Source organism: Aquamicrobium sp. NLF2-7, assembly GCF_022359935.1.
In the GTDB taxonomy this organism is placed as follows: Bacteria; Pseudomonadota; Alphaproteobacteria; order Rhizobiales; family Rhizobiaceae; genus Mesorhizobium; species Mesorhizobium lusatiense.
Window position 1 is genome coordinate 2,591,294 of record NZ_JAKSED010000001.1, and the last position, 13,381, is coordinate 2,604,674.

The window sequence follows — 13,381 nt, forward strand, 5'->3', positions numbered from 1 at the left end:
CACGATATTCCCCTTCAAATTCGTATTTTACGGCGTTTGTCATTCCGACAGACGGCGATCTTCTATGTCGATTTGAAAGGAAATCGCTATGAACAATGGAACAGTTAAGTGGTTCAATTCCACCAAGGGCTTCGGCTTCATCCAGCCTGACAACGGCGATGCTGACGCATTCGTCCACATCTCTGCAGTTGAACGCGCTGGAATGCGCGAGTTGGTTGAGGGCCAGAAGGTTTCCTTCGAGCTTGAGCGCGACAGAAAGTCGGGCAAAATGTCGGCCACCAATCTTCAGGCCGCTTAACGAATTGCGCTTCAGGTCTTTGACCACGGATGTACTGGCACTGGCCTTTGAGGCGCTTAGGAGAAGGTCGGGATTTCCCGGCCTTTTTCGTTTTTAGGGAGACTGACAATGAACCAATCTTTGATCAACGCCGTGTTTCAGCCCAAGCCCAACAAGCAGGAGGCCAAGGCTGACGAAATCACTAAAAACGTCCGCGCAATAATGAATGCGGAAATCGCAAAACGAGACAGCAAGACGGAGCGCCTGAGAGCATCCCGTTTGGCACGCGACGCTCAGATGCCTGTAGCTCCGATGAAAAAGATGCGGGCAACGGTACGCAGAGTAAAATAGACAGAGGTTGGCCTGTGCAATCTATTGTTTACTGCCACAGGCCATCCACAGTCACATCTTCCGGCAGCGGCTCCATGGCTTTGACTATCCAGCTGGCCGCATACAGCGCCGAGACATAATCGGCGGACTGCTGCCATAGCGACAGCACCTGCGGCGGTGTCAGCTCGTGATCGACATTGTTGCCATCGCGATAGACGGTGATTGTCGACGTGTCGCCGCCGGCAATGCGCATCTGGGCAGCCAGCGCCAGATTGGTCAGGTTGCGGGCATCCTCATCCCGGCCGGTGACATAGACGCCGTCGATGACCTTGCCAGTCTCGATCCGGCGCTGACGTTCGGCGTTGATGGCGGCATGCGTCGCAGAGCGCGCAGCCTCAGCCTTGGTCTCGGCCGTGATGAGCTGCGACAGATCAATCGTTGCCATGGTCGGCCTCCTGCGGTGCGGGATCGTGTGGCAAGGCCACGGGGCCATTGCCGGTGAGGGTGATTGGAGTCGGAAAGGCCACTGCCGGCGACGGGAAATCGCCATGTGGCAGGAGCAGCGTGACATGCAGCACGCCTTCGATCCGCTCGACCGGGCCGACGATCCAGTCATTGTCGATCGCGCCGGCCGGCAAGGTGGCGCCATCCGGGATGCCTGACAGATCGACGGTATCGCCGTTGATGGTCAGGATATCGCCATGGCGAGAGACTGTGAGCGCGTCGTCGCGTCGCTGAGGGGATAATGAAATACGCATCAGAACCACCTGCCAATAGCCATTATCGTGTTGGAGAAAGCTTTCGACGCCACTGTGATCGGGCTGGTTATGCGATAGCGCGGGCAGAGTGTGGCTGATGCAGCAACGCCCGATCTCACCCCGAAATTGCCAACACCATCGGCCGCCTCAGCCCATACCGATACCGCTGGTTTGGCGACAAAGGCCGCTGACCAACTGCCGCTGTTGATTTCGATGCTGGCAAATTCGCCGCCCACAGCGGAGTTAACTCCGACGGAAAACTCTTGTAGTTTTATGCAGATCTGTGTCCCGTCAAAGTCTCTTTTGTAGAGTCCATTGGAATTGGACTGCCAGCCGGACGAGAGAGCACCACCCGGAACACCACTCACCTGCGATACGGCACCGATCACGCTGCCCTGATGGTAGACCTCAGACCACGGCCCCCACGTCGTCGCATTAATAGCCTTGCGCACCCACTCGCGGTTGCCACTCCAACCGGTGAATTTCTGCCAACTGTAAGTGTACCCATTCCCGCTGCTGATGAAGCCCCATATCGCCCCATATGTCTGAGGCCATCCCGGCGGGGTCTGAGCGGGCGCTCCGGCTTTGTCACGGGATATCTGATAATATCCTTGTCCACCAACCTGCGCGAACACCGCTGCTGGTGTAAGGTCCTCAGTCGGCCACGGAGATGGCGGCACGAACACACCTCGCAATGCCTCGCTGCGCCCGGCACCTGATATGCCAAGTGTATTCTGAGCGGCCGCGGTATCCGCATCATCGAGCAGGGTGCGGGCATATGGGGTCAGCGGAGTTAGGTCCGCAGTCCCCACGCCCGTAAAATAAGGCAACCGATCAGCGGCGCCATCCAACCCCGCCAGAGCTTCGAGGTTGCCGGACCCTCCAAGCAGGTCAATAAGCTGACGTGCCTGTGCGCTGGCCCGGCTGCCGTCCGACATGTAGCGCAGGCGGTACGCTGCACCCGACAACGCCCCACCACGCCACGGCTGAGCCAGCGTCAACGAGGTGTTGCTCGCAACGGATGCGACAACGTTCACCCAGCCGTTGGCGATAAACCAGTCACCATCTTTAAACCCGGCGGTTTTCCAGGCGGTCCCGACACCAGTCAAAACGGTGCCATTAGCGGACACCGAGACGGCGCCCGCCGTGTAATCAGCAAGCAATGCCATTAGATTTTCCTTGGGTGACTTGTAACCTTAGTGGGGAGAGGATCAGCGCTTCCATGCTTGGGCGGTGATCGACGCTTCGCTTATCTGGTTGTACCAAGCGCCAGTTGTAATACCTCCACCTACAGAGATGCGGTATGTCAATGCGCCCAATGGCGCGTCTACATCAGCAATGCACGTACCATAGTCCCGAAACTTTGCATCTGTGTAAACTGATCCTGACTCCCCCTGTACTTTGGAGGCAATCAATTCCTCATAGTACACTATTTTACCGTCGTTGCGACTAACCTTGACAAATGGCGTTATCGGACCAGCACCGGGGGCTGAAACAGATCGGGCATTCACATCCGCAATAAATCGGAGATACAGATGCACGGGCTTGTCGGCAAAAGTCCGGACGACCGGAACCGTGAGAATGGTTGCCTCCGTACTGGGGATTTGGCCAGTGTACGGACCAGCCGTGGTCTGATCAGACAGAGCGTCGATTGCAATCAAGTCTGTTATAAGCGTGCCATCCTGGAGCACTGCCGCGGCATCCAGTGAGTTGGCCTTGATGTGATCGGCCGTCAGGTTTCGGATTCTTGCATTGTTGAAATACGCAGACCCGCCATCGAACATTGCCGACACGTTGCCGGCGCTATCCATGACAACGGTCTGATCCGCCCGCATCCAGAACCGTGTTTTCTGCCCCGGGTCGGCAGGAGTATCCGCACCGAAGGCTGCGCCACGATAGCCTCCGGTCCCGTCATATCGCGTCTCGAAGGCGATCCGAGAATAACCGCTCGGGCCAGACATCACACCCATGCGCATGTTTGCTTTGGCGATGTCGCCGGGCACACTCGACGCCGAAAGCGAAGTAATCGCGTCCGCCAGCACGCCATCCGGCCCCGCATAAGTCGAGAGCGCGTCCACTGCGCTCGCTACAGATGGCAGGCCCGTATCTGGGTCAAACACCTTGGCGTCGAGTGTTGTTATGTCCGCTGCAAGCGCGCTGTCGGCATTGGTGCGTGCGGTTGCCTCAGACTGGATAGCAGCCGAGTTGTTACCAACCGTGGCTCCAAGGCTGGATATATCTGATGCCAAAGCGGCATCTGCACCCGCTCTGGCCACCGCCTCCGCCGTAATCGCAGCGGAGTTGTTTCCTACGTCTGCTTTCAGCGTTTCAATGCGCTGGGACAGCGCCGCATCTGCCGCAGCGAGGACATTTACCTCATAGGTCCACTCCGCCCTTGCCGTGTCGAATGTCGCGGTCAGTTGTTGGCGGATTTTCTGGCGGTCATAGGCATTGCCGAAATCCTGATCGGCCATCCAGAGGTCGTATTCCTCAAGGCGGCGTTCGATCTCGCGAATGCCGGAGCCAGCCCAATCCAAATAGCCCTTAACGTCCTGCTCAAGGCGGTCGAGATCGACGGGCTCTATGCCGACATCGTCATATGGCACCTCGACCGGCACGACGAGCGGAGCAGACGGCAGCGTATAGCCGCCGTCTGACATCAACCCCCTGACGGTAAAGCTCCACAGCCCCGACTGGATGTTGTCGAATTCGGCAACTTGCTGATCGCCTGCCACAACTTTGCGGACGATGCCCGGATCGCTCGTTCCGCTGACTTCAAAGGAGGTATAGTCAGGCCCCAGAACCGGCTGCCAATACAGGCGCACGACATATGTGCGGCCAACCTCTCCGGCCTGCACAAAGCTTTCTGCCCGCAACCCGAAGGGTGTGAGACTGGACACCGGTGCCGGCGGCGTCACGGATCCGGACGGAATGTCGGTAGCACTGTCGCCTGTCTGGACGTTCGGCCCATCATCGACGAGATCCACCTCGGCCGACAGATCGCTGCCGGGGCGAATGCGCAGGATGCGATAGATGCCGGTTTCCTGATCGCGAATGCCGAAGGTGTACAGATCTCCGGCTTCAGGCGGCGTGCCGGTTATGGTGATGACAGTCCGGGTGCCCGGATTGGTCGTCACCTGCCTTACGATCGATGTGCCGTCCCTGCGGCGAATGCGAATGCCGTAGAGCTTGCCGGACTCCATGATGGCCGGCTCATCAAGCGTTAGCTGCTGGCCGGCCACAGCCTGAATGCGACCTGATGCAATTCCCTGTCGCACCACATCGTAGGCCATTGCCACGCGATCGCCGCGCTGCGCAACCAGATGCTCGAAATCGACACTGAAGGTGTAAACAGCCGGGCGCTCTTTTGCGTCGGCATGACGGTAGAGCCCGTGTTTGTAGACGAGTTCACCCGACGTGACGCCCGGAAACTCAGCCTGCTCATAGAGCTTGGCGTTATCCTTGTTGTAGCCATCGGCAAAGCACAGGAGTTCGTCCTCGATATAATCCTTCTCGGCATTGACGAACTTGCACCGCAGGCCCTGAGGCAAGGTCCTGTAGGTCTGGCTCCAGCGGAAATCCCGACTGTTGCGGGGTGTAAAATGCTGGACGACAGGGGCGGATGCGTCCTCCCATGTGACCGACCATTTCCCGTCGCGGAAGGTCGGGACGCCCCGACCTGCCGCCGCGATGTCGCGCAGCGTATCGCGCACCGACGCGGTAAAGTCGCGATACATGTCGAAGGTATAGCCCTTCGCCCTGCAATGGTCGGCAAAGGCGGCTAGCCCGGACAGATCGAGGCGGCTATCGGGAACTGCCCGCGCGTTGGCCGGCCCCTGAAGCACCAGCCGCATCAGGTCGCCCGGATTGCGCGTCTCCTGCGCCTCAACCCATGATGTCCCGTTCCAGCTTTTGCCGACAGACGTCACCAGCGCATTCAGCGTGTCGACCACCCCGTTGAGTTGCTTCGAGGCCTTGATGCGCAACGCCGTGATGGCGAGGGGCTTGCCAAAGGAGATCGGCGGATCCCCAACCCGGAAGCTTTTGATCGCGGTCCAGGTGACTTCGGAAAAATCGGTCGTCGTGTTCTCATCGCCCGTCAGGCGGGTGATCCTGATGTCGTATCGGCCTTTTGACACGACATAGCGGAAAGAGCGGCGAACCGGATCGTTCGTAGCGCCCTGAAGCTGCACATTGCCTTTGTTGACCCAGGCATTCGCGCCGGCCGGGCTCATCTCGACCTTGAAGTCGACAACCTTGCTCTGCCGCTTGCCCTTCTTGCTGACATGACACAAACCGGCCGGCGCCACGAAATCCAGCACGATCTCGTCGGCGTTTTCGGCCGATGTGCGCGTTACCGGCACATTGTACGCGGGATCGATCGACAGATCGTCCTGCACCACCTCGGAGGGATAGATGGTCTGCTGCGGATCGTTGCCATATCCTTCGAACGTCTCGATCTCGACGCCTTCAAACTCAGCGATGGAGGTATCCCCGATGCGGATATCCTCGATGTTTATAGGGCCATAGCCCCAGACAAACAGCAGCCGCAGATACTGATCGTCGCCCTCGAATTCCGTGTAAGGCAGCGCCGCATACTTCGGCAGCGCGCGTACCTTGCCCAGCACAACCGGGATCGGTCCCCATTTCGATGCACCGTTTCTTCCGGCCGAAATCGAATAGGACGGGTTATTGCTTTCCGAGCGGGTCTGGGTCGGCGGAAACAGCGCGTTGAGCGCAAACCCACCGGCCATCATGATGGCGCCGGCTGCGAGCGAGGCAACAACCTGCCCCGCAGTGCCACCGATAGCAGCGGCAATGCCCAGCCCGGCCGGACCGACGATGAACGACGCCGCCACCGACAAGGCGATCATGAGTACAGATTTCAGAATGCCGCCGATGGCTTTTCCAGCACGCGCACGCACTGTGACATGGGCGCCGGATTTGACCCGCACCCTCGGCCACAAGACCTGATCGATCACATGGCCCGACACGGAGACATCCGCACCGCGTGCAAGCCGCGAGACATGGCAGCGCCTGGAGACCTCGTCGACGATTTCCGCCAGCGACAGGCCCGCCGGCAGGATCAGGATCTCCGCATGCGGCTTCAGCGGATGCACGGCAGCCGTGACGGTGATCACATCAGCCGGGCCAAGGATCTCGCCAGAGGCAGGCGCGCGGACAAGTGCGTTCATGGCTGCCCCCACTCAGCGCCTCGCTTGAAAGGCTGCCATTTCGTAGTAGCCTCATCATCTCCATCGGGGACGGAGGCTTGGAGATGGCTAAGAGTTTTGAGGACACGGGACGGATCGGCATCATATGCGCGCACTGCGGCCATGAATTCCGTGAGGAGATCGGTAGGCTGAGCGACGAGGAAGACATGCCCTGTCCGAATTGCGACGGCATCATCGACCTGAACAGTGACGATATCCGCTCCCGCATACACCGCGCTCACAAACTGCTCGGCAATATCACCGGGAAGTCCCGCATCAAGCGCCATTGATAGCCGCTTGAGCATCTCCTCGAAGAGATCGGTGTTCAGGTGAAAGCTCACACTGGCTCGCTTGGTCATGCTGCGCTCCTGTGACGATAAATGCCCTCGACCCGACGCGACCAGCGGCCGGTGTCATATGGCTCGATGCAACTCGATTGGTTTTCGGGCATGTGGAGCATCAGGCCCCTGCGGACGATAATGCCGACATGCCACGGCGCCTGACGGATCAGGATCGCATCGAGTGGACGCTCACGCCCCGCAGCGACGGGCATCCAGTCTGCGAGCCCCGCCTCGATCAATCCGGCAACGGCAGGCCGATCTGACGTGTCGGCGTAGCCATTCGAATGGTCAGGCAGGCCAATGCCCAGCTCCCCGGCATAGACAAGGCGCAGGAGCCCCCAGCAGTCGCAGCCATCGCGCATGCGCCCGCGATCCCGCCAAGGCAGGCCGACATAGTGATTGAGATCGATCATGTCAGGTGGAAGCCCAGAGCCCGCCGAAGGATGAGGGTGTGAAATTGTCAGCCGGGAACGGCTCCGATGCCATCGTATCGACGGTCAGCGACAGCACCACCGAGCCGGCATCCACATCAGCGGATGCCAGTTCGAAATCCGGAAACTCGATCTCGACCTCATCCGGTGCGCTGGCGAGCACGATCTCGATCGTCACCGACGCCGGCGTCACCGTCGATTTGAGCAGCGGCGTGATTTCCCGCGTGACGTTGTCCAGCGTGATCTGGATGACGTTGGATGCATCCTCCCCATCCTCGGGCAGGCTCACATCCATCGGGAAGAAATAGTAGTTCTGTCCCCGGCTGATCGTGCCGCGCAGTTGCTCCTCTGCGTCCAGCAGATCGGCATTGTCGGAAGACAAGCGCCATATGCTGCCCAGATCAGGGTGAGCGATCGTAAGCAGCAGCACGGGCAGTTCGTCCGTCTGCTGGTCGAACATCGCATGACGGAATTTCTCGGAAACGGTTCTCATGGCAAAATCACCAGATCAAAGCTTACAACCCAGTCGATACCGCGCGGCACCCATCGGGGCATGTCGCGGCCGAACTGGACAATCCATGTTCCCGGCTCGTCCTGCGCCGGGAAGGTGAAGGGCATGACGCCGCCAGCGGTGTCGGTCGTCATGAACGTCTTGAAGATGACCAACTGAGCGGCATTCATGTGCATGGAGAATGTCAGCGGCCTCGGAACGGCAGAAAACCTTCGCCGCACCTTGGCAATGCCGGAATCCGTCTCGGTTCGAGCGCGTCCGTCGCCAAAGCCCGACTGATACCCATCACGCAGCGAGCGCTGCGGTAGTGTCGCCGGCCATGAAATCATCAAAGCTTTTCCTTGCTTTCAATAACTGGTTGTCGCAGGCTGTATTGATGAACCAGAAGATGCAGCACCACCTCTCCAAGGGTGATAAAATAGTTCTGCGAAATCAGAATATTGACCCTGTCGAGTACGTCATCAGAACGTCAGACGAGACGGAAATTGTCGCGGAAGTCGGTATCAACGGCATAATGACCATCACAGCTGGCAGCGAACCCGTCACAATCCTGCTAAAATCGCCGAAACCGGCCGGATCCAGCTAACGCCGCGTTACCGGCGTTTGCAGTCCCATAGATTTAAGCTGCCGATGTACCGGCGAACTCGACCTTAGGACACGGTCGTCAATCTTCCTCTCCATCATCACTTCGATCATGGTATTACCATCGGCGTCAGTGCTCTGATGGACACTGGCTTCTGCGGGCTCGCCGTAATTGTTGACGACAACTCTCACAGCGCCACCCTGATTGGATGGATTAACGGCTCACCGATATCGTCAAAGCCCCGGCTGGCGCTGCTCACCAGTTGGTCGATCGCGTCCATGCCGGTGTCACGAATTTCGTTCCAGATACCCACACGCTGCTTGAGGATCGCATTGATACGGATCTCGCGTGCAGCCTCGCTATCCAGATCAACGGCCTGACCGATCCCACGCAACTGGCTGGCAACCTGCTGATCGAGCGGAGTGCGCGCCAACTGATCCCGCTCGAACTGCAAATCGTTTCCGAGCTTGGCCATCGCCAGCGCATCCGCATAACGGGCCATCTCGGCCGCAGCGGCGCGAATGAGGGCAACCTCCTTCTGGTCGATCGGAGCGCCGGTGCGCGCCGCCTGCTCGCGCAGCTCCTGCATGCGTTCGAACTCGAACCGAAGCTTAGCCTGCTCGCCACCGGTTTTGCCGATCAGGTCGAGTTCAATGCGCTGCTGCTGAAGCGTGCGCTCTATCGACTGGGCACGCTGGATGGCAGCATCACGCGCCTCGACTTCCTGTCGGGTTCGCTCTTCGGCAAGGGCGCGGTCGACGCGAGCCTGCAAACCGCCGCCGGAGTCGCCATCCTCACGCGCCCGGGCACGCACTTGCGCCTCTATGGCAGCGAGCCGTTCGGCGTTGCTGCGTGCGCGGGCCATTTGTTGCTCGGCCGCGAACTGTTCGTTCAGAGTGCCAAGATCAGCAGCGCGTCGATTGACATAGGCGCCCAGCGCGCGGCGGTCGGCAAGGCCCGGGCGGGTTTCCTCCCGATCGATGCGACGCAGTATTTCTTCCAGCGCCTTTGCCTTATCAGCGAGCGAGACGATTTCCTTGCCGGCGAGGATCGCCTCATCTGCAAGTTTGCGAAGGCCTTTCTGCTGGCCGAGACGTTCGATTTCGATGTTGAAAGCTGACAGGTTTGGCTTCCCATCCGCCGCTTCAACCCTCAGCCGGTTGATCGCATCCGCGAACGGAGCAAATTTCCCGCCCACCTCGAATGCATTGGCACCAAGCAATTGCACAGCATCAGCCGTCGCGCGCAGCCGGGCAGGATTGTCGGTTTTACCCAAAGCCCGCTCAAAAAGTCGCTCAACTTCTTCATTGAAGGCCGCGAGATCGGTTTTCCCGCTCTTCGCACTCTCGATAAGAGCAGCCATGGGTGCCGCGAACTGCCTCTGATCACCCGACAGATTGCGCAGCGCTTCGATGCCGCCACCATTTCCAAAAAAGCCCTTAACCCACCCGGTGCCGCCCAGAGTATCGAGAAAGGGCCCGCTTTTTTCGCGGATCTGAGCCTGTATCAATGTTTGAGCATCCCGGCTCGTCGCGCCGGTGAAGGCCAAGCCGCCAGCATTGCCTGCCGTTTTCGCAGCCTCACCAAGTTCGCCGTACTGGTCTTTAAGCAGCCGCAGGGATTCAGAGTGAGCCTTCAGGGCATCATCAAGCGACTTCGCTCCATCCTTGCCTTTCATGGCCCACTGGATGGTCGCAGCAGTTGCAGCCGTAAACCCGACCGTCAGCAAGGTTGTCATGCTGAATACGGATGCCAGACCAGCACCCAGCGCCGCCAGGCCGCCGCCCTGCTGAATGGCGGTTGCAAGCTGCGGCCCCTGCTGGAGGGCCAGCGTTCGCGGATCCTGACCGATCAGTGACATCATGGCGATGTCCTGCAACTGCTGACCAGCGTTGAAGCCGGCAGCCCGCTTTGCCTCGGCCGAAATCGTGTTGGAATTCGCGGCCTGCATTCGACGGCTGGCGGCCTCGGCAGCGACCAGATCGTTCGCCTGACGGGCGATCTGAATGTTGGCGCGCTCGACGGCCGCAGCAAGCGACATTTGCCCCTTGGCGGCGAGATCGGCCGCATTGGCGGTCAGGCCGAGACGCTGGTTCATGCCAACAAGGATGCGCTCAGCACCTTCCGCGCTGATCTTGCCGCTTTCCAGCCCGCGATTGAGCTGCCGCAATCCCTGCTCGAAACGCTGCTGCGATGCATATCCCTCGACGTACTGACGTGAGAGCCGTGCCAGCACATCTCCACTGGTGCTGATCTTTGCCGACGTGTCGACGACAGCCGAACCTGCTTCGCGCGAAGATGCCGCCATGGCCTTGTCGGCGGCAACCTTGTCCTGAGCACCAGCGGTATATTTTGATGCGTCGACGGCAGGCTGCACAATCAGCGATGAAATCTGTGTGACCAATGGATTTCTCCAACGAAGGATCTAGACTGCTTGCCGTGTCAGGAGGGGCGTTATGCGAACGATGATTCTCGCTGCAGTATTTGCAGTTACCTGTTCAGCAAGTTGGGCTTACGACCGCATCCCTGTATCGCCAGCAATAGCCGAGAGAGTAAAAGAGGGCATCGCTGCGATTTTGAAGGACCCAGAAAGTGCAAGGTTCGGTGATTTCACGGCGGCCATGACCCCGGACGGTGCGATCTATGTATGCGGAACGGTGAACGCCCGAAATTCATTCGGAGGATACGCAGGATCCTCTCCGTTTGTCGGCGTTCTTGCGAACGATAACGCACCCTTTAAAGTTGAACGACTTGGCAGCGACGAAAATGAGATCGCAAGAGTTATTACTAGATGCCAAGCGGTTGGGGCGCTCAGTTTATTCTAGATGGATATCTTTGATTTCGCTGCTGTGTACTCCAGCCACTCATCATCCAGCGCTGTCAGGAATGCTAGGAAACGCTCGAACGCCTCGCCCTCGATGCCGTAGCGGCGGGCATATCCGTCCAGCGCCATGAAGCTGATCGGCGTTTCCCCGCCGAATGCGCCATACTGGCGATCGAAGCGAAGCACCTGCCACGCCCGCAGGTAAAAGGCGTGCCATGCTTCCGGCTCGGCTCCGGCAGGCGGCTTTTCAACCGCCCGCTCCAGCCACTTCTCGCCCGGATAGGCCCTGATGAGTTCTTCGATCCACTCTTCGTGCTCTGGCGCCTTCCTGCTTATTTGCCAGCGGAAGGCGCTTCGGAGTTTTTTGTGGCATCCGTCACGAACTCGACCTGACGTTTGCCGACACGGCCGGCGCACCAGTAGATCATCGTGCGCAGCACGCGGTGCTCTTCGGCGGCAAGGATCGTTTTCACGGCCCCGGGCGAATACTCGATATCGAAGCCCTTCCAGCCCAGCAGCAGGTGTTCGACGGCAAGCTGACCCTCAATGCGAGCAGCAACCTCGGGCGGAACCTTGTCGTCGGGATAGTCCTTCTTCATGTCTTCGAGCGCGGTCTGGCGCGCGGTGACATAGGGCGGATAGTTCGTAGAGCGGACATGGAATGACACGCCGGGCAGTTGCATCATGTCCAGCGGCTTATCCGGATTGAGGCCGGGCCATTCCTTCGGCTCGATCCATTCGCCTTCACGTTCTTTGGTCAGGTCAGCCGCAAGGCTGCCGAGCTTGATCGTCATGGGGATTTCCTTTGTCGGGATTGGTGGCCGGAGCGCCCCGACAAGCGCCCCGGCCGATCTTCGCAGATATCAGTCCTGCGACTGATCAGATGCTGTGTCGGCGGCAAGCAGGGCGTCCGGTCCATCAACATCGCCAAGGATCGCAGATCGGTTCAGACCATCTGCGATCCCCGCAATTCCGGATTTCTCCGCCTTGCCCTCATCGCGCATGCGCCGCGCGAACTCGGACGGAACCGGCGATGACAGGATGCCTGCCCGGAAGGCGACGGCTTTTTCATTGCCGGTGCCCCACGGATCGCCCCGGAAATCGGTCAGCGGCAGGATGGATTCGGGACCGGCATCTTCCGGCCGGGCGGATTTGCTGCGCTTTGCCATGATCAGCCATCCGTTTTCGTGATGGACATGGAGGCCGCGCTGGTCGGATCGAAGAATGCCTGGAACGGCACCTCCAGAACGACAGGCTGGCCGTTGCCCGGAGCGGCCGGGCCGCCATCGTTGAATTTCACCTTAGGAATGGCGAAGGCATATTTGTTACCGGCCGGATCGACCATGTCGAAACCGATGGTCACATCTTCGTGGTTCAGGATCGCGGTGTAGGCCGACAGATCCTCGAACAGTACGGTCATGTTGCCAGTCACTTCGAACCGGCCGAGACCGTGGCCATAGGCATCATACTGGCCGACGACATCGACCTGATAGATGTTGTTGTTGATGCGCAGCGACAGCGCCTGAACCTTGGGCGACGAGACCATGGCCGCCGACTGGATCGAAAGGTTCGCCACATTGAGGCCGGCGTTGAAGTCTTCGGTGGTGGTCGCAGCCGCATAGGTCGCGCCGGTAATGATCGCCGTGGTCGGCGTCGGACTGCCGATGCCCATGATGCCCCACGTCGCCTGCACAGGCTGACGCGAGCGCAGGTTGAGGTCGAGCGTGTTCCAGCGGCAACCGCGATAGCGGACATAGCTGTCGGTCGCACCCTGCTCGTAGGTCATTTCGAGGGTGCCGGCCTTGTGGGTGACGCCGTTTTTCAGCACCCCGCCCGTGAACTCGGAGCACAGCACACGCTCAAGCCACCTGTCATAGGTACCGTACGAAAACCGGGTTTCGATCGATCCGCTGACATTGCGGCCGACATCGGTGATGCCGGGCACGTTGCGATCGGCGCGAACCTCATCAGAGATATCGACCTGCTTCGACAGGCGCACACTGGCGGTGCGATAGCGCATGATCTGGAATGCAGGCGTTGCAGGGATCGTGCCGATTGTGGCTTCCGACACATCGGCAAGCCGTACCTGTGAACCATCAGCAAAGCTCATGGC

Annotated in this window: 17 protein-coding genes; 4 read left to right on the plus strand and 13 right to left on the minus strand. The window is 59.5% G+C overall.

Annotated elements, in window-relative coordinates:
• The first annotated feature begins 88 nt into the window (after positions 1-88).
• Positions 89-298 (plus strand): cold-shock protein, encoded by a 210-nt coding sequence (locus tag MIC97_RS12730; RefSeq protein ID WP_239800327.1) that lies wholly within the window; start codon positions 89-91, stop codon positions 296-298.
• Between the two features lie 108 nt (positions 299-406).
• Positions 407-628, plus strand: coding sequence for a hypothetical protein (locus MIC97_RS12735; RefSeq protein ID WP_239800328.1), 222 nt, complete (start codon positions 407-409; stop codon positions 626-628).
• Positions 629-656: 28 nt separating this feature from the next.
• On the opposite strand, the gene MIC97_RS12740 is transcribed toward MIC97_RS12735, so the two are convergent.
• The 8 genes from MIC97_RS12740 to MIC97_RS12775 are packed head-to-tail and all read right to left on the minus strand — an operon-like array spanning position 657 to position 8,190.
• A complete protein-coding gene (locus MIC97_RS12740) occupies positions 657-1,052 on the minus strand; it encodes a DUF4376 domain-containing protein (RefSeq protein WP_239800329.1) in 396 nt (131 codons plus the stop codon).
• A complete protein-coding gene (locus MIC97_RS12745) occupies positions 1,039-1,365 on the minus strand; it encodes a hypothetical protein (RefSeq protein ID WP_239800330.1) in 327 nt (108 codons plus the stop codon). The genes MIC97_RS12740 and MIC97_RS12745 overlap by 14 nt, the downstream gene beginning before the upstream one ends.
• Positions 1,365-2,534 carry a pyocin knob domain-containing protein gene (locus tag MIC97_RS12750; RefSeq protein ID WP_239800331.1) on the minus strand — a complete coding sequence of 390 codons (1,170 nt, stop codon included), beginning with the start codon at positions 2,532-2,534 and terminating at the stop codon, positions 1,365-1,367. The genes MIC97_RS12745 and MIC97_RS12750 overlap by 1 nt, the downstream gene beginning before the upstream one ends.
• 42 nt (positions 2,535-2,576) lie before the next feature.
• Positions 2,577-6,560 carry a host specificity factor TipJ family phage tail protein gene (locus MIC97_RS12755; protein WP_239800332.1) on the minus strand — a complete coding sequence of 1,328 codons (3,984 nt, stop codon included), beginning with the start codon at positions 6,558-6,560 and terminating at the stop codon, positions 2,577-2,579.
• Positions 6,557-6,937: a hypothetical protein gene (locus MIC97_RS12760; protein WP_239800333.1), complete on the minus strand. Its 381-nt coding sequence runs from the start codon at positions 6,935-6,937 to the stop codon at positions 6,557-6,559. Before MIC97_RS12760 ends, MIC97_RS12755 begins: the two co-directional genes overlap by 4 nt.
• Positions 6,934-7,332, minus strand: coding sequence for an NlpC/P60 family protein (locus MIC97_RS12765; RefSeq protein WP_239800334.1), 399 nt, complete (start codon positions 7,330-7,332; stop codon positions 6,934-6,936). The genes MIC97_RS12760 and MIC97_RS12765 overlap by 4 nt, the downstream gene beginning before the upstream one ends.
• Position 7,333: 1 nt before the next feature.
• Complete coding sequence (locus MIC97_RS12770; protein WP_239800335.1) at positions 7,334-7,843, minus strand: DUF1833 family protein; 510 nt, start codon at positions 7,841-7,843, stop codon at positions 7,334-7,336.
• Positions 7,840-8,190 (minus strand): hypothetical protein, encoded by a 351-nt coding sequence (locus tag MIC97_RS12775; RefSeq protein ID WP_239800336.1) that lies wholly within the window; start codon positions 8,188-8,190, stop codon positions 7,840-7,842. The genes MIC97_RS12770 and MIC97_RS12775 overlap by 4 nt, the downstream gene beginning before the upstream one ends.
• A gap of 47 nt (positions 8,191-8,237) precedes the next feature.
• Here MIC97_RS12775 and MIC97_RS12780 point away from each other — a divergent pair, with 47 nt between their 5' ends.
• Positions 8,238-8,447: a hypothetical protein gene (locus MIC97_RS12780; protein ID WP_239800337.1), complete on the plus strand. Its 210-nt coding sequence runs from the start codon at positions 8,238-8,240 to the stop codon at positions 8,445-8,447.
• A gap of 184 nt (positions 8,448-8,631) precedes the next feature.
• On the opposite strand, the gene MIC97_RS12785 is transcribed toward MIC97_RS12780, so the two are convergent.
• A complete protein-coding gene (locus MIC97_RS12785; RefSeq protein ID WP_239800338.1) occupies positions 8,632-10,542 on the minus strand; it encodes a phage tail length tape measure family protein in 1,911 nt (636 codons plus the stop codon).
• Between the two features lie 358 nt (positions 10,543-10,900).
• On the opposite strand from MIC97_RS12785, the gene MIC97_RS12790 reads away from it, so the two are divergent.
• Positions 10,901-11,269: a hypothetical protein gene (locus tag MIC97_RS12790; RefSeq protein WP_239800339.1), complete on the plus strand. Its 369-nt coding sequence runs from the start codon at positions 10,901-10,903 to the stop codon at positions 11,267-11,269.
• Here the strand turns inward: MIC97_RS12790 and MIC97_RS12795 are convergent.
• The 4 genes from MIC97_RS12795 to MIC97_RS12810 all read right to left on the minus strand — a co-directional run bounded on the left by MIC97_RS12795 (position 11,266) and on the right by MIC97_RS12810 (position 13,378).
• On the minus strand, positions 11,266-11,454 hold the full coding sequence (locus tag MIC97_RS12795) for a hypothetical protein (RefSeq protein WP_239800340.1): 189 nt from the start codon (positions 11,452-11,454) through the stop codon (positions 11,266-11,268). The two genes, MIC97_RS12790 and MIC97_RS12795, sit on opposite strands and share 4 nt — an antisense overlap.
• A 146-nt stretch (positions 11,455-11,600) precedes the next feature.
• The gene (locus tag MIC97_RS12800) at positions 11,601-12,062 is read right to left on the minus strand and encodes a hypothetical protein (RefSeq protein WP_239800341.1); all 462 of its coding nucleotides are present in this window, start codon (positions 12,060-12,062) and stop codon (positions 11,601-11,603) included.
• Between the two features lie 69 nt (positions 12,063-12,131).
• The gene (locus MIC97_RS12805) at positions 12,132-12,437 is read right to left on the minus strand and encodes a hypothetical protein (protein ID WP_239800342.1); all 306 of its coding nucleotides are present in this window, start codon (positions 12,435-12,437) and stop codon (positions 12,132-12,134) included.
• A gap of 2 nt (positions 12,438-12,439) precedes the next feature.
• Positions 12,440-13,378: a phage tail tube protein gene (locus MIC97_RS12810; protein ID WP_239800343.1), complete on the minus strand. Its 939-nt coding sequence runs from the start codon at positions 13,376-13,378 to the stop codon at positions 12,440-12,442.
• Positions 13,379-13,381: the final 3 nt, after the last annotated feature.